Genomic DNA, 16,409 nt, shown 5'->3' on the forward strand with positions numbered 1-16,409 from the left:
GCGACGATATAGTGTCGGTCCCGGCGGAACTGGCGCACCTACAGAGCGCCCTGTAGCTGGATCAACGACGCGGACAAACGCCGCCGCGCTGCGAGCTGGAACTTGTAGCGCAGACAGCGCCAGGCTTCCGAGCGCCGCTTTGGGGCTGCCGCGGCCACCGCCAGGAAGCGTGCCGCGGTGTCCAGATCGCCGCGCGCATAGTGGACCCGGGAGATCTTGAGGGCGACAAGCCCTTCCCTGGCCTTGAGCGCCGAGATCAGGATGTTACAGTCGGTAAGCGTGCGCAATTGTCGGCGCCAATCCAGGAAGCGCCTTACCGGATTGATCGCAAAGCGGTCGCCGGAACGTTCCGGCGAAACCTCGCAGACCATGACGGGTTGCGAAACCATGGCCAGCGATGCCTTGCTCATCAGCCGCGCCCAGAACAGCGTATCATGTCATAGGCCAATCCGACCGGGAATCTCGTCTCGCCGATCAGGGATCGGGATTCCAGAACGCTGCCCACGGCGACCGAATGTATGTCGCCTTTCGCATAGGCCGAAGCATTTGCCAAGCACACGGCCCGATAGCCGTTTGGCACCTTGATCTGTCGATCCTGGCCGTTCACCCTTCGCCGGTAGGCGCTTACGATCATATCGGCTTTAGGCTGCTCCTCCACCTGCCGGAGCAGCAAGCGCAATCCGCCTTGCAGGTGCAGGTCGTCGGCGTCGATCGGGTATATCCAGAGATGGACCGCCTCCGCCAGCGCCACATTGCGAGCACCGCCGGCATCGCGGCAACTGGCCGGCAGCACGCGCAACGGCAACGACCGTTCCGCCGCGGCCTGCCGCGCCACGGCCGCCGTGCCGTCTGTCGATGCATCGTCGACCAGCAGTATCTCGCCGATGATGTCGGCCTCGCTGCGAAGCGTTGCCGTGATGGTCGCCGCCGCGTTGCAAGCAGGAATGACGACACTGATCGCTCTCAATTACAAAACCCCGCGCCTCGCGCTTGAGGATACAATTTGGGAATTATCCCCTTGACGTACGTACGGTGATTGCCCTATATTGAGGGCATGAGCAAGAGCAAATCCCCACTGTTTTCGGTTCGCGACTTCTTCGCCCGGTTTCCGGACGACGATGCCTGCCTGAACCACATCATGGAAGTCCGCTTCGGCATGAAGCATCCGTGCCGGAAGTGCCTGAACGTTGCCACGTTCCATCGCCTTTCCAAGGTCCGTGCGTTCGCTTGCTCGCAGTGCGGTGATCATGTTCATCCGACTGCCGGCACCGTGTTCGAAGATACCCGTACGCCGCTGCAATCGTGGTTCTATGCCATCTATCTGTTCGTCACGACGCGCCACGGCGTTTCCGGTAAAGAACTCCAGCGCCAGCTTGGCGTGACCTACAAGACCGCCTACCGCATGGGCATGAAAATCCGCGAGCTTATCGGCTCACTTCAGAACTTTGACATGCTGCAAGGCCACGTCGAAATGGATGAGGCCTATGTGGGCGGCTATCGTCCTGGCACACGCGGTCGCGGCGCCGCCGGCAAGACCATCGTCATGGGCATGAAGGAACGTGGCGGCGACATGCGCGCCGTGGTGATCCCGGACGTAAAGAAGGCTACGCTTCGTGACGTGACGCTTCGCAACGTCAAGCCCGGATCTGCCGTCTCGACCGACGAACTCATGTCTTACGGTTTATTGGAAGGCGACGGCTACAAGCACGGCACCGTGACGCACTCGCAAAAGGATTGGTCGCACTACGATTGGCGGGATGGGGAAACCTATTCGACAAACCATGTCGAAAGTTTTTGGGTTCTGTTCAAGCGGTCGGTTCGCTCGACGCACATTCACGTGTCGTCAAAGCACATGCACCGCTATCTGGACGAGTTCACTTTTCGGTCGAACCATCGCCAGATGCAGAACGCGATGTTCGATCTGATTGTGGCTCGTGTTTGATGACTTTGGCTGCTGCCGACAAGAAGTCGGCCTCCCTCACCGGACCAACACCAGCCTCTTCTTGCTGGCGGACGAAGTCGGCCAAGCGGCCCGTCTTCTGCGCCTCCGATAAGGTTAACATCATGTGTCCTTTTACAGTTGCCATCCTGCGATGATAGCACGTAACCTATATAAGCGCGAACTTCGGGAGGGTTTGATGTCCGTAGCCCTGCGTCTGGTGAGGCTTCTGCGCCGCTTGCCGCACTCCAGATCGTTCGACAAACACTTGACCGATTGCGCGGCGCTGGAGACGATATACCGGGTCTCATACCCGGCGATGCCAGCGCTTTCGATGTCGCACGTCCTGCGCCTTGTTCCTCTCCCAAGCTTCTACCCGTCCAGCCCGCATCCAATGCATGAGCGCGTCGACGCTACCGTGATCGCTTATGACTTCGTCCGGCGCCGGCTGGATGAAAAACCTCTCGACGCTGCCTAGCTCCTGCAATCGGATCAAATCGTTCCAGAGCCGCGAGGCAAGGTCGTGCAGTGTCTCGTCTGTCACAATCACATAGGCGATGTTGCGCTTTGCGTGCATACCAGGCTTGCACCATCGCTTGACGAATGACAGCACCTCGCGGGTCAAGCGCGGCGTGTCCTCGATGTCATACTTCGTAATGACCTGCAGAATGAATACCGAATGCGGCATAGGGGCATCCTTGCGGGCTGCCCAGCGGCGCCCGACATTCTTCATTGGCATACAAATGATTTGTTGGTATAAAGGTGCCCGCCGGGGCACCGTGGCTACGCCACGTTAACCGGCGGGGCTTTAGTCAGTCCAATAACACCATAGGCTTCGCGGCCCTTACCGCTTCCTAGCTTGTGTTCTGTGTCACGACCGCCGGCAAGCTAAGACGTGACACACTCGATCCTATCTTGAGAAGAGCGACGTGTTCGGCCTGAACACGTCCCTCTTTCATGCCTCCCCGATGTGGATTTCTCCCTCGCCGCCCTCGTAGATCATGTCGAAGGCACTCGCTGCTAACCTCAGCCACTTCACGCGCATCTGCATCCTGAACTCGGTTCCGGGCTCGGGAAGTTCCTTGAGCAAGCCTTGAATGAAGGGGTGGTATCCGTCGCCACCGTCGCCGTTCTTACGTTTTAGGGCCAGCGGATGCTGATCTGCCGTAAGTGGCTCCGGCGCATCGCCCTCAGACGGCGGCGTGGCGTTGAAGCTCCCGACCACGGGGCGGATTAGTCTGTCGTTACCATGCTCAAAGTACCCGGCAATGCGGCCATTCCGGTCGAATGCGTGACGCGCCCTGTCTGCCTGCTTCGGGGCTACGCCGTACCCGACGAAGGCGCGCTCAAGGGCCAAAGGCCGCGGCGGAAGTTGCTTGTTCCGATAATCGTCGTAAACCCTCCGGTAGAGAGGCACGTTCAGAAAGGCGTCTGCGAGGGCTGGCTTCTTTCGGGCTTCATCAACTATCGCGAAGCCAAGGTCTGTCAGCGTATACTTGTTCGCTACAGTTTCGATGACGCCGAACATGCGCGCCGTCGCGATCTTAAGGCGAAAGTTTCCGCTGTTCGGCTGCTGCTTCATAAAGCCTGCGAGTTGGTCGATATCGGCGGGATGGCCGCCTGCTGCGATCAGCGCGTTAGCGACAGCTGCGGCGTCATTTAGATCGCCGTAGGGGAACTGAATTGTGGATTGCTCACGGGACTGACGGTCCGCCTGCTTGGGCGGAACGGACTGTGCAGGCTTGTTCGCTTCATCGGCCATCGCCGCCTCCGTATCCCCGAAAGGGACAAACCACGTCCCGGATCAGGACGCGCGGCGACTCCAATACTCTCGCTTCAGCGGCGAGTCCATCCCTAGTCTGGATTTTTATGAGAATTCTGCATCTATCCCCAGAACATCACCGGAACATGGCCGTAGCTGTCAAGGCTTGCCGGAAATGGGGACGCGTACATCAATTCCGCCAAGAGTCTGAGTCAATTGGTCGCATGCCGTTAAAGCTTCCTTAACCATATGATTCTGTTATGGTTTTGCCTTAACGGAGGGCGAATCGCCTTGGACGCGACCTATAATCTCAACGGCGGCTTTAAGCCGACCATGAAGCGGTTCGCCGATTTGGCTGGCCCGGACTACTTCCCGACACCAGCATGGGCGACACACGCCCTTATGGAAAACGAGAAATTCGTCGGCGAGATATGGGAGAGCGCCTGCGGCGACGGCGCAATGTCTCGCGTGCTGGAAAGCCGCGGCAACCCTGTCCGGAGTTCGGACCTCTTTGACCGGGGCTTCGGCACGGCTGGTATTGACTTCAACACGGCCACGACGCCGGCAGACAACATCGTGACCAATCCGCCGTACAACAGCGCTGAGAGCTTCGTACGATCTGGCGTGAAGCTGGCGCGGAACAAGTTTGCATTGCTTCTCAGGCTTGCCTTCCTAGAGGGTGCAAACCGCGCCAATACGATCTTCGCAGAGTGCCCGCCGGCTCGCGTCTGGGTGTTCAGCGAGCGGATCACGTTCTACCCAGCCGGGGCCGTGCAAGCAGGATCCGGCACGACAGCATATGCCTGGTTCGTCTGGGACAAAGGCGCCCCGGCCCAAACAGAATTGAAGTGGTTCAGGCCGGGTTACAAGGCACAGTTCTCTAAGGTCGTTTAAAGCCCCTAGGGATAGCAATCAAATGCCCGTCATGGATTAGATTGCCGGGCTGCTTTTTGTGAGATTTGATGTTTCGAACTATCTGAGAAAAACGATCGTCATTTCGACCGTCTAGCTGTTCTTCGTCGTCGGCGTTTAGCGGAATGCGCTTCCGCAACTCTGAAATCAACCTTGTAGTGGTGATCTGACGACCGGGCTGCGCATCTACGACTGCCAGCACATCCGGCCCAATATCTGCTTCGCCCACTCTTCCCGGTTTCTTTGCCATTTCTTCCCCTCCCGTTAGGTGGGGGAGAATGACTCGGAACTGCGGTTCAGGCAAGTACGTATCTCAAGGGGATAATTCCCTACAATTTTCGTCCACCTTGAAATGAATGCAGATTAGCGATCACGTCGTTGTTTGAGAGTCTTGTCTGCCAGCAATTGCAGCGGATGCTTTCAGGTCTTTTCGAGCACGACTGGAATGACGTCGACAGCTTGCTCGCCGACCTGTCCCCCCGTTGTCTTGAGCACGCCGACGATCGGCGCCACGTCCGAATAATCACGGCCGTAACCGACGGTGATATGGTCGTTACTGGCCCGCATGCCGTTGGTCGGATCGAATTCCTGCCAGCCGGCATCGCGCCCGCACCAGACCTTGACCCAGGCATGCATGGCATCGGCGCCTTCCAGCCGGGGTTTGCCCTTAGGCGGGATGGTGCGCAGGAATCCGCTGACATAACCCGCCGGAATGCCCAGACCGCGCAGGCCGGCGATCATGATGTGCGAAAAGTCCTGGCAGACGCCGCGCTTCAGCTTGAAGGCATCGCTAGCTCGGGTTCGCACCGTGGTCGCTTCGCCGTCATAGGTAAAATCGCGATGGATCCGATTGCACAGGTTCATGGCCGTGCCGGCGGCGGAGCCGGCGATGCTGTCCCGTGCGTAGGTGGTGATCGCAGCATCGATACCGGCGTGAGTGCTGGCCGTCAGAAAATGGTGCGGTGCGTCAGGCGCCAGCGACCGCACCGCGGCTAGTTCCTGCCTGAGCCGGCCGATATCGGGCGACACGTCGAGCCCGGGCTCGGGCCGCGACACCGATATGCGTGCGCTCATCCTTATGTCGAGCGCGTCATGCGCATCGCGAAAGGCGATCGAGGTGACGTTGTTGCCGAAGAAATCTGAGAAGTCGGAGCGCTCGTTGGGCGCCGGTGCAAAGGACAGAGATGCGGCGATGACGCGCTGCACGCCGGAAATCGTCGACGGCAGCACGTGGATCTGATGGCGGCCGCCGCCGGCCGCCGCGGCATAGTCGTAGTGGAGATGAAGCCTGATGTCGTAAAGCATGCTTTATCCAAAATAGGCTTTGGCGAGGCTGTTGTAGAGGCCGCCGATTTCGTAGGCGAGCTCGTCCAGCGCCTTTGCCGTCATGTCCGAAGGCTCCTTGATGGCGATCTGGGTGTTGAGCTGCAGGATCTCTTTCGCCGCCGGCGACATGTGCCCCTCGCCGCCGACCAACGGCAACAGGCCGATCTCGGCCTTCAGCCTTTCGAGCTGGAACAGGATGGAGCGCGGATTGAGCGGATCGAGCGCCAGCAGGTCGATCACCGTGTGCCGGCCGGCCTGCACCGGATATTGCCGGCGGTGGGTCATCACGCTGTCGCCGATCTCCAGCATCATGTCGAGCGCGCCGTCCGGCGCCTTGGCGCTGGTCAGCCGCGACAGGGTGCGGGCGATCTGGATGCCGCGCTCCAGCCGGCGGCCGATCTCGAGGAAACGCCAGCCGGCGAAGCGGTACATGTTCTCGTGCAGCAAGCCGGAAAAGCCGGCGAGCTTGCGCAGGATGACCGTCATCGCCCGGGTCGCGTCGTCGCCGGGCGCCACCGTCGTTGCAAACTGATGGATGGTCTTCGACAGGTCCTTCAGGGCCAGCCAGCCATCGGGCGAGAAGCGGTCGCGGATCTGCCCGGCGCTGTAGACCGCGCTGTCGAGCGTGCCGATCAGCCCCGACGGGATCGCCGCCTCGACGTCGACACCGAACGGTTCGAGATAATCCCTGATGTCGGCGAGCAGCGGCATGTCCGGGTCGGAGGTCTCGGCCAGCCGCACATGATAGGCGCGCAGGATGCGCACCGTGTCTTCCGACCGCTCGATGTAACGGCCGAGCCAGGTCAGGTTCTCCGCCGCGCGGCTGGGCAGGCTACCAGGCCTAGTGCGGGCAAAGCTGTCGCCTTCTTGCGGCAACAGCGTCTCGCGCTCTACCGGTTTGTCGCTGACAACCCAGACATCCGCTGCCTGGCCGCCACGCTGCATCGCGATCGCCGTCGGGTCGAGCGACAGGCCGACGCGGGCAAAACCGCCCGGCATCACCGTCCAGCCGTCCGGCGTGCGCGCCAGATAGACGCGCAGGCTCGCCGGCCGCGGCTCCAGCCAGCCGCCGACATAGACGGGCGTCGTCGAAAGCGTCACTGCTTCCTGGCCGACGAAGTCACCGCCATAGCGTTCGATGCGCGCCACCAGCTTCGCCCGCTCGCCGGCGGACAGCGCCGAGCCGAGCTTCGTCTGTTCGTCATCCTCGAAGGCAAGTCTCGTCGACAGCGCCGGCCCGATAACCATGCGATCGATATTGGCCAGCACATGCGCGCGTTCGGTTGCTTGCCCACACCACCATGTCGCGACACTTGGCAGCAGCAATTCCTCGCCCCGCAAGGCACGCGAAATCTTCGGCAGGAAGGCGAGCAGCGCGCGCGTCTCCATCAGACCGGAGCCCAGCGCATTGACCGTCGCAACCGCGCCATGGCGGATCGCCTCGACCAGGCCCGGCGTGCCGATCTGCGAATCCGCGCGCAGTTCGAGCGGGTCGGCGAAGGCGGCATCGAGCCGCCGCCACAACACGCTGATCGGCATCAGGCCGGAAACCGTGCGAACCATGAGCCGGCCGCCTGAAACGGTCAAATCCTCGCCTTCGAGCAGCATGATGCCGAGATACCGGGCGATATAGGCGTGTTCGTAATAGGTTTCGTTGAGCGGCCCCGGCGTCAGGATGGCGGCGCGGCCGTCGGTTTCCTTGGCCATGCCGATCAGCGCATCGCGAAAACGGCGGAAAAAGCCCGCAAGGCGATGCACATGCATCTCGCCATAGATGTCGGACAGCGCGCGTGTGGTGGCGACGCGGTTTTCCAGCGCAAAGCCGGCGCCGGACGGCGCCTGGGTGCGATCGCCCAGCACCCACCACTGGCCATCAGGCCCGCGGCCGAGCTCGAAGGCGCAGAAATGCAGGAAATGGCCACCGGCCGGCCTGGTGCCAACGACTGGCCGCAAATATTCCGGACTGGCCGCGATCAGTCCCGCCGGCAGGATACCTTTTTCGACCAGCCGGTTGGGCCCGTAGATATCGGCAATGGTTTCCTCGAACAGCTCGGCGCGTTGCACGAGGCCGGCGCTGATCGCAGCCCACTCGCTCTCCTCGATGAGAACCGGGACATGCGCCAGCGGCCATTCGCGCTCATTGGCGCCAGCCTTGTCGTAGACGCGGTAGTAGACGCCGGCATCACGCAGATATTGGTCGGCGCGGGCGAAACGCTGGCCGAGCTTTTCAGGCCCCAACTCGTCGAGCGCTTCGATGAAGTGCCTCCAGACCGGGCGGGGATTGCCTGACGCATCGACCATCTCGTCGACGACGCCGTCGATCGGCTGGTAGTGCTCCAGCAGGCTGTGTATCTGCGGCTTGCCGCGTACCCTCTTGTGATTCCCCTTTGCCATCGCTGATCAGAGTCTTGCCGGCCGCCGAAGGTCAAGGGTCATAGGGAAATCTTCCGCCGGTTGTTCCTCACGCAGTACATAGGCGGATGGCGTATGACCGCGCGGCTCGAAGCGGGCGAGCCGCCGGGCCTCCGCCTCGTTGCCATTGACCGGGAAGGTGTCGTAGTTGCGGCCGCCAGGGTGGGCGACATGGTAGACGCAGCCGCCGACCGCCCGGCCCGACCAGCGGTCATAGATATCGAACACCAGCGGTGTGTTGACCGGCAATGCCGGATGCAGGCCCGATGCCGGCTGCCAGGCCTTGAAGCGCACGCCCGCCACCGCGACCTCTCTGTTGTCCGTGACCTTCATCGGCACGATACGGCCGTTGCAGACCACCGCATGGCGTTCCGGATTGAGACCTTCGGTCTTGACCTGCAGCCGTTCGACCGAGGAATCGACGAAGCGCACGGTGCCGCCGATCGCGCCCTGCTCGCCCATGACATGCCAGGGTTCGAGCGCCTGCCGCAGTTCCAGCTTGATGCCGGCGTGCTGAACCTCGCCGCAGAACGGGAAGCGGAATTCGAGCTGTGCGTCGAACCATTCGGGCCTGAATTCGAATCCGTTGAGCTTGAGGTCGTCGAGCACGTCGAGAAAATCGGCCCATACATAGTGCGGCAGCATGAAGCGGTCATGCAGCGACGTGCCCCAGCGCACGAAGCGCCCGTCGAGCGGGCTCTTCCACGCGCGGGCAATGATCGCCCTAACAAGCAGTTGCTGCGCGAGGCTCATACGCGCATTGGGCGGCATTTCGAAGCCGCGGAACTCGACCAGCCCCAGCCGGCCGGTCGGTCCGTCCGGCGAGAACAGCTTGTCGATGCAGATTTCCGAACGGTGCGTATTCCCGGTGACGTCGGTCAACAAATTGCGGAACAGCCGGTCGACCAGCCACGGCAAGGGAGCCGCGCCCTGGTCCGGATGCGGCACCTGCGCCATCGCGATCTCGAGTTCGTAGAGCGAGTCGTGACGCGCCTCGTCGAAGCGCGGCGCCTGGCTGGTCGGGCCGATGAACAGGCCCGAGAACAGGTAGGATAGCGAGGGACGCCGCTGCCATTGCAGCACCAGGCTCTTCAAAAGGTCCGGCCGGCGCAGGAACGGGCTGTCATTGGGCGTCGCGCCGCCGACCACGACATGGTTGCCGCCGCCAGTGCCGGTGTGGCGGCCGTCGATCATGAACTTGTCGGCGCCAAGCCGCGTCTGCCGCGCCTCCTCGTAGATCGCCGTCGTCGTCGCCACGCAATCCTGCCAGTTGGTCGCCGGATGGATGTTGACCTCGATGACGCCGGGATCGGGCGCCACGCGGATAACGTTGAGGCGCGGATCATGCGGTGGGCCATAGCCCTCGATGTGCACGGGAAGACCGATCGCCTTTGCCGCGTTCTCGGCCGCCGCGACCAATTCCAAATAATCTTCCAGAGCCTCGACCGGCGGCATGAAAACGCACAGCCGCCCGTCGCGCGGCTCGACCGAGAGTGCGGTGCGCACAGCGCCGCCGATCTCGGTGATCTCTTGCTCGACCCGGTCCTGCTGGCCGGTCGCCGCCGTGAAGGACACCGCCTGCTGACGGCGCGCCATCTCATCGGCGCCTTCCAGTTCGGCCGGCGCCGGCTCGGCCAGTATGGCTTCACGCGCAGGCAGCGGGCCGCGTGGCAGTGACGGATCGACCGGCACGATGTAGGGGAATTGCTCCGGCGGCACATAGGGCAATGTACCCAGCGGCAGGCGATAGCCGACCGGTGAATCGCCCGGCACGAGGAACAGCCGGCCACGCCGCGTCTTCCATATTTCCGAGCGCCAGCGTGGTCCCGACGCCTGGCTGTTCCAGCGCTGAACGGGAAGCACGTAGCCGGACGGTTTGGTCAGCCCGCGTTCGAACACCTTCGCCATGCGGCTGCGTTCTTCCGGATCCTCCAGCTTGGAGTTGGAGGGATCGACATTGTCCGGCAGCTTGCCTTCCTTAAGCAGCCATTCGGCCGGATCCTCATAGGCTTCGCTGACCATGGCCTTGTCGATGCCAAGTTCGCCGGCGATCGCGGTGAGCAGGCTTTCGGCCTGCTTCGGCCCGATATCGGCCTCACTCTTTTCGCGCGCGATCAGCGACGGATCGCTCCACACCGGCTGGCCATCGGCCCGCCAGTAGAGCGAAAAGGTCCAGCGCGGCAGGCTTTCGCCCGGATACCATTTGCCCTGGCCGTAATGGAGAAAGCCGCCGGGCGCAAAACGCTGGCGCAGCTTCCGGATCAGGGCATCGGCCTTCTCGCGCTTGGTCGGGCCGACGGCAGCGGTGTTCCACTCGGCCGACTCGAAATCGTCGATCGACACGAAGGTCGGCTCGCCGCCCATGGTCAGCCGCACATCGCCGGCCGCGAGTGCTGCATCCACCTTGTTGCCCAGCGCATCGAGCGCTTGCCAGCTTTCATCGGAGAATGGCTTGGTGATGCGCGGATGCTCGGCGATGCGGTCTACCCGCATCTCGAAACCGAACTCGACATTGGCGAAGCTCGCCATGCCGGAAATCGGTGCTGCGTTGCGGAAATGCGGCGTGGCGGCGAGCGGCACATGGCTTTCGCCGGTGAGCAGGCCCGAGGTCGGATCGAAGCCTATCCAGCCGGCACCGGGAAGATAGACCTCGCACCATGCATGCAGATCGGTGAAGTCGACCGCGGTTCCCGGCGGGCCGTCGAGCGCGACGAGATCCGGCTTGAGCTGGATCAGGTAGCCGGAAACGAAGCGCGCGGCGATGCCGAGATTGCGCAGGGTCTGCACCAGCAGCCAGCTTGAATCCCGGCACGATCCCTTGGCGGCGGCCAGCGTTTCCTCCGGCGAGAACACGCCGGTTTCCATGCGCACGATATAGGCGATCTCACGTTGCAGCCGGGCATTGAGGTCGACGAGGAAATTGACGGTGTTCTTCGGGCTGGTGTCGATGGTTTTCAGGAAGGCCGACAGCAGCGGCCCGGCCGGCTCGGGCGTCCGGTAGATCGTCAGATCATCGCGTATCTCTTCCGGGTACTCGAACGGAAACGTCTCGGCCGATGGCTCGACGAAGAAATCGAACGGATTGTAGACCGTCATGTCGGCGACGAGGTCGACCTCGATCTTCAACTCGGTCACCGGTTCGGGAAAGACGAAACGGGCAAGGAAATTGCCGTAGGGATCCTGCTGCAGATTGACGAAGTGGTTCGCCGGCTCGACCTTGAGCGAATGGCTGAGCACCTTGGTGCGCGAATGCGGTGCCGGCTGCAGCCTGATGATCTGGGGCCCGAGAACCACAGGCCGATCGTATTTGTAGTGGGTCAGGTGATAGACGGCTGCCAGAATTGCCATGGTGCCCCGGAAGTCGGCGTTTCAATCCGCCGAACCCTGACACATCTGGCGACCATTCTCCAAGCAGAGATGTTGCGGTGCACCTAATTTAAGCAGCTACCGCTCCGCCTTAAAAGAACGCCTGTATCCCGGTCTGCGCTCGTCCCAGGATCAACGCGTGCACGTCGTGCGTGCCCTCATAGGTGTTCACGGTCTCCAGGTTCTGCGCGTGGCGCATGACGTGATAGCCGATCTGGATGCCGTTGCCGCCATGCATGTCGCGGGCTTGGCGAGCGATATCCAGCGCCTTGCCGCAATTGTTGCGCTTGACGATCGAGATCATTTCCGGCGCCATCTTGCCTTCATCCAGCAACCGCCCGACACGCAGGCTAGCCTGCAACCCCAGCGCGATCTCGGTCTGCATGTCGGCGAGCTTCTTCTGGTAGAGCTGCGTGCCGGCCAGCGGCTTGCCGAACTGCTTGCGATCAAGGCCGTACTGGCGGGCGCGGTGCCAGCAATCTTCCGCGGCACCCATCGAGCCCCAGGAAATGCCGAAGCGGGCCCGATTGAGGCAGCCGAACGGGCCTTTCAGCCCGGAAACATTGGGTAGCAGCGCGTCCTCGCCAACCTCGACGCCTTCCATCACCACTTCACCGGTGATCGACGCCCGCAGCGACAGCTTACCGCCGATCTTCGGCGCCGAAAGCCCCTTCATGCCCTTTTCCAGCACGAAACCGCGGATCTCGTCCTTGCCGTTCTCGCCCTTCAACTTCGCCCAGACGACGAACACATCGGCGACCGGCGAATTGGAAATCCACATCTTCGAGCCGGAGAGCCTGTAGCCGTTGGCGGTCTTCTCGGCGCGCGTCTTCATGCCGCCCGGGTCGGAGCCGGCATCCGGCTCGGTCAGGCCGAAACAGCCGATCCACTCGCCGCTGGCAAGCTTGGGCAGATACTTCTTGCGCTGTTCGTCCGAGCCATAGGCATAGATCGGATACATCACCAGCGACGACTGCACTGACATCATCGAGCGATAGCCGGAATCGACGCGCTCCACTTCACGCGCCACCAGCCCGTAGGTCACATAATTGGCGCCAAGCCCGCCGAATTCCTCGGGGATATTGATGCCGAGCAGGCCGGCCTCGCCCATTTCGCGGAAGATCGCGGTGTCGAAGGTCTCGTTGAGATAGGCGTCCTCGATCCGGGGCGCCAGCTTGTCGGCGGCGAAGGCCGCCGCGCCGTCACGCACCATGCGCTCGTCTTCCGAAAGCTGGTCCTCGATCAGGAACGGGTCTTCCCAGACGAATGCATTCTTGTCGGCGGCCATGACGTTCTCCCAAACCATGCATGTCCCCAAAAATATTCAGCGGCTTGGGATGACAGGCATCAAGCAAAATCTTGGCCCGGCTTATCGGCCTGTGCCTCGAAAAAATCAAACGAAATTGCTTCACCGATCAATGAGCGTTAGGAATGAATCATGAGTGTCCAGCGCCGCCTTTTGCCCAACATCAGCGCCCTTGCCGCCTTCGAGGCGGTGGCTCGGCTTGGCAGTTTCACCGCCGCCGCCCAGGAGCTCGATCTGACCCAGGGCGCGGTCAGCCGGCAGATCAGATTGCTGGAAGATCAGTTTGGCCGCCGGCTGTTCGAGCGCGATAGCCGCAATGTCAGGCTGTCGGCATCGGGCGAAATCTACGCCGAGGCGGTGCGTTCAGCGCTTGGCCAGTTGCGTGACGCAGCTCTTGGATTGATGAGCAATCGGCATAGTGGCATCCTGAACCTTGCCATTTTGCCGACCTTCGGCACGCGCTGGCTGATGCCGATGATCCCCGATTTCGTCGAAAACAACCCTGACATCACCATCAACTTCGTCACCCGCGTTGGCCGCTTCGACTTCGCCCGTGAGCGGCTGGATGCCGCCATCCACTATGGGCTGCCGGACTGGCCGGAGGCCGACTCGACACTGCTAGTGCGCGAAACGGTGGCCCCGGTCGTGTCGCCCGAATTCCTCGCCGGCCGCGCAATCGCCACACCGGCCGACATCGGCCGCCTGCCCCTGTTGCATATGGCGACCCGCCCTGGCGCCTGGACCGAATGGTTCGAGCATCAGGGCCTGAGCGCACCGACGGGACCCGGCATGCAGTTCGAACAGTTCGGCACCGCTGCCCAGGCCTGTATAGCTGGGCTCGGCGTGGCGCTGTTGCCGTTGATCCTCATCGCGGGCGAATTGCAGCGCGGCCAGCTTGTACTTGCGCCCGGCCAGCCCATGCAAAGCCGCAGCGCCTATTATCTCGTCGTCCCGCACGACAAGCGCGGCCATCCGCCGGTGGCAAGTTTCCGCGACTGGCTGCTGGGCCAGGTTGAGAAGGAACCGGCTGTTCTGGCTTGGTAGCTACTTCCGCTTCAGCGCATCCGCCAGTGCCGCGCCGAACGCACCTTGCTGCGCTGGGCGCTCCGGCTGGCGCTGCGGCGCCGGCGAACGCGGCGTGCCGCCACCATTGTCGCGCGGTCCGCCGCGTGGTGCGCCACCCTCGCCGCTATCCTTGCGCATGGAGAGCGCGATGCGCTTGCGCTTGATGTCGACATCGACGACCCGCACCTTGACCACGTCGCCGGCCTTGACCACCTCATGCGCGTCCTTGATGAACCGGTCGGCCAGCTGCGAGACATGCACCAACCCGTCCTGATGGACACCGATATCGACGAAAGCGCCGAAGGCGGCGACGTTGGTAACGGTGCCTTCGAGCAGCATGCCGGGCTTCAAATCCTTGATGTCGTCGATGCCGTCGGCGAAGGTCGCCGTCTTGAACCCGGGGCGCGGATCGCGGCCGGGCTTTTCCAGCTCCGCCAGTATGTCGCGCACCGTCGGTAGGCCGAAACGTTCGTCGACGAAGACGCGCGGATCGAGCGCCTTGAGCGCGGCGCTGTCGCCCATCAGCGAGCGCACATCACGCCCGCAGGCGGCGACGATCTTCTTCGCCACGCCATAGGCTTCGGGATGCACCGACGAGGCATCGAGCGGCTCGCTGCCATTGGCGATGCGCAGGAAGCCGGCGGATTGTTCGAACGCGCGAGGTCCGAGGCGGGGAACCTTCAGCAAGTCCTTCCGGCTGGCGAAGGGACCGGTAGCATCGCGATGCGCGACAATCGCGTCGGCCAGCGATGCGCCGAGACCGGAAACGCGCGCCAAAAGCGGCGCCGAGGCGGTGTTGAGATCGACGCCGACGGCATTGACCGCATCCTCGACCACCGCTTCCAGCGAGCGGCCGAGCCGATACTGGTCGACATCGTGCTGGTATTGGCCGACGCCGATCGATTTGGGTTCGATCTTGACCAGCTCAGCCAAGGGATCCTGCAGCCGACGGGCGATGGACACCGCGCCGCGCAGCGACACGTCGAGGCCGGGGAATTCCGCCGCCGCCGTCGCCGATGCCGAATAGACCGAGGCGCCCGCCTCGCTGACGATCACCTTGAGTGGCTTCGGACCACCGTCCGCCGGCATGTCGGACAGCATGTCGGCGACAAGCTTCTCCGTCTCGCGGCTGCCGGTGCCGTTGCCAATCGAGATCAGCTCGACCTTGTGCAGGCGGATGAGCTTGGCGAGTTCCGCCTGGGTACCGCGCACATCGTTCCTGGGCGGAAACGGATAGACCGTAGTCGTTGTCAGCACCTTGCCGGTGCCATCGACCACCGCCACCTTGACGCCGGTGCGGATGCCGGGGTCGAGCCCCATCGTGGCGCGCGAACCGGCGGGAGCCGCCAGCAGCAGATCCTTCAGATTGCGGGCGAAGACGTGGATCGCCTCTTCCTCGGCCCGCTCGCGCATGTCCCGCATCAGGTCAAGCGTCAGATGCAGCGACAGTTTTATCCGCCAGGTCCAGCCGGCGACCTCCATCAGCCAGCGGTCTCCCGGCAGGCTGCCGCCGATGGCATAGGCGTTGGCGATCATCCGTTCGACCGGCTTTACCGGCGAGGTGTCGTCGGTATCGACCTCGATGTCGAGCGACAGCACCTCCTCGTTGCGGCCGCGCAGCATCGCCAGCGCGCGATGACTCGGTACGTTTGCCCAGCGCTCGACATGGTCGAAATAATCGGAGAATTTCGCGCCGGCCTCCTGCTTGCCGTCGACCACCCTGGCCCGCATGAAGGCGCGTTCTTTCATGTAGGTCCGCAATTTGCCGACCAGATCGGCATTCTCGGCGAACTGTTCCGACAGGATGTCGCGCGCGCCTTCGAGCGCTGCCTTGGTATCGGCGACCTCCTCGGTGACATAGGCCAGCGCCAGCTCGGCAGGCACCAGAGCGCGGTTCGCGAGAATGGCCTCTGCCAGCGGCCCCAGCCCGCGCTCCCTGGCGATCTCGGCCTTGGTCCGGCGCTTGGGCTTGTAGGGCAGGTAAATGTCTTCCAGCTCCGCCTTGGTGGTGGCGGCAACGATCTTGCCCTCGAGCTCCGCGGTCAGCTTGCCCTGTTCGCGGATGGAGCCAAGGATGGTGTCGCGGCGCGCGTCGAGCTCGCGCAGATAGGCAAGCCGTTCGGCAAGGTCACGCAATTGCGTGTCGTCAAGCCCGCCGGTGACTTCCTTCCGGTAGCGCGCCACGAACGGCACCGTCGCGCCCTCGTCGAGCAATTCGATCGCCGCGGCCGCCTGTTCGGGCCGCGCGCTGATCTCGGCCGCGATGATGGCTGCAATGCGCTTGATGTCGGATGCCATGTCGTTCCTGCTCTCATCCAAAG

The 16,409-nt window shown here is 62.8% G+C and carries 13 protein-coding genes; 3 read left to right on the forward strand and 10 right to left on the reverse strand.

The genetic code is table 11. The annotated features are described in order from the left end of the window. Nucleotides 1-38 precede the first annotated feature (38 nt). Nucleotides 39-410, reverse strand: a complete 372-nt coding sequence (locus ASD12_RS35165; RefSeq protein WP_244482744.1) for a hypothetical protein — start codon at nt 408-410, stop codon at nt 39-41. Next, on the reverse strand, nt 410-967 hold the full coding sequence (locus ASD12_RS35170; protein ID WP_244482745.1) for a glycosyltransferase family A protein: 558 nt from the start codon (nt 965-967) through the stop codon (nt 410-412). Before ASD12_RS35170 ends, ASD12_RS35165 begins: the two co-directional genes overlap by 1 nt. Nucleotides 968-1,054: 87 nt before the next feature. Between ASD12_RS35170 and ASD12_RS05115 the strand changes: the two genes are divergently transcribed. Beyond that, entirely contained in the window at nt 1,055-1,942 is an 888-nt protein-coding gene (locus tag ASD12_RS05115; RefSeq protein ID WP_056582541.1) for an IS1595 family transposase, read from the forward strand. A gap of 304 nt (nt 1,943-2,246) precedes the next feature. On the opposite strand, the gene ASD12_RS05120 is transcribed toward ASD12_RS05115, so the two are convergent. Beyond that, on the reverse strand, nt 2,247-2,627 hold the full coding sequence (locus ASD12_RS05120; protein ID WP_156398537.1) for a hypothetical protein: 381 nt from the start codon (nt 2,625-2,627) through the stop codon (nt 2,247-2,249). 267 nt (nt 2,628-2,894) lie between these two features. Beyond that, a complete protein-coding gene (locus ASD12_RS05125) occupies nt 2,895-3,701 on the reverse strand; it encodes a hypothetical protein (RefSeq protein ID WP_056582545.1) in 807 nt (268 codons plus the stop codon). 291 nt (nt 3,702-3,992) lie between these two features. Between ASD12_RS05125 and ASD12_RS05130 the strand changes: the two genes are divergently transcribed. Further along, nucleotides 3,993-4,595, forward strand: coding sequence for a hypothetical protein (locus tag ASD12_RS05130; protein WP_082525257.1), 603 nt, complete (start codon nt 3,993-3,995; stop codon nt 4,593-4,595). Here the strand turns inward: ASD12_RS05130 and ASD12_RS33970 are convergent. From ASD12_RS33970 to ASD12_RS05150, 5 genes are all read right to left on the reverse strand, one after another. Next, complete coding sequence (locus ASD12_RS33970) at nt 4,582-4,863, reverse strand: hypothetical protein (RefSeq protein WP_156398538.1); 282 nt, start codon at nt 4,861-4,863, stop codon at nt 4,582-4,584. The two genes, ASD12_RS05130 and ASD12_RS33970, sit on opposite strands and share 14 nt — an antisense overlap. A gap of 170 nt (nt 4,864-5,033) precedes the next feature. Beyond that, on the reverse strand, nt 5,034-5,918 hold the full coding sequence (locus ASD12_RS05135) for a transglutaminase family protein (protein ID WP_056582549.1): 885 nt from the start codon (nt 5,916-5,918) through the stop codon (nt 5,034-5,036). Between the two features lie 3 nt (nt 5,919-5,921). Next, on the reverse strand, nt 5,922-8,333 hold the full coding sequence (locus ASD12_RS05140; protein WP_056582551.1) for a circularly permuted type 2 ATP-grasp protein: 2,412 nt from the start codon (nt 8,331-8,333) through the stop codon (nt 5,922-5,924). Between the two features lie 6 nt (nt 8,334-8,339). Next, nucleotides 8,340-11,699: a transglutaminase family protein gene (locus ASD12_RS05145; RefSeq protein ID WP_056582553.1), complete on the reverse strand. Its 3,360-nt coding sequence runs from the start codon at nt 11,697-11,699 to the stop codon at nt 8,340-8,342. A gap of 109 nt (nt 11,700-11,808) precedes the next feature. Then, a complete protein-coding gene (locus ASD12_RS05150) occupies nt 11,809-13,005 on the reverse strand; it encodes an acyl-CoA dehydrogenase (protein WP_056582555.1) in 1,197 nt (398 codons plus the stop codon). A 150-nt stretch (nt 13,006-13,155) separates the two neighbouring features. On the opposite strand from ASD12_RS05150, the gene ASD12_RS05155 reads away from it, so the two are divergent. Further along, entirely contained in the window at nt 13,156-14,067 is a 912-nt protein-coding gene (locus ASD12_RS05155; protein WP_056582557.1) for a LysR family transcriptional regulator, read from the forward strand. Here ASD12_RS05155 and ASD12_RS05160 read toward each other — a convergent pair whose 3' ends face one another. After that, nucleotides 14,068-16,386: a Tex family protein gene (locus ASD12_RS05160; protein WP_056582559.1), complete on the reverse strand. Its 2,319-nt coding sequence runs from the start codon at nt 16,384-16,386 to the stop codon at nt 14,068-14,070. Nucleotides 16,387-16,409 lie beyond the last annotated feature (23 nt).

This window comes from Mesorhizobium sp. Root102, assembly GCF_001425625.1.
Taxonomy (GTDB): Bacteria; Pseudomonadota; Alphaproteobacteria; order Rhizobiales; family Rhizobiaceae; genus Mesorhizobium.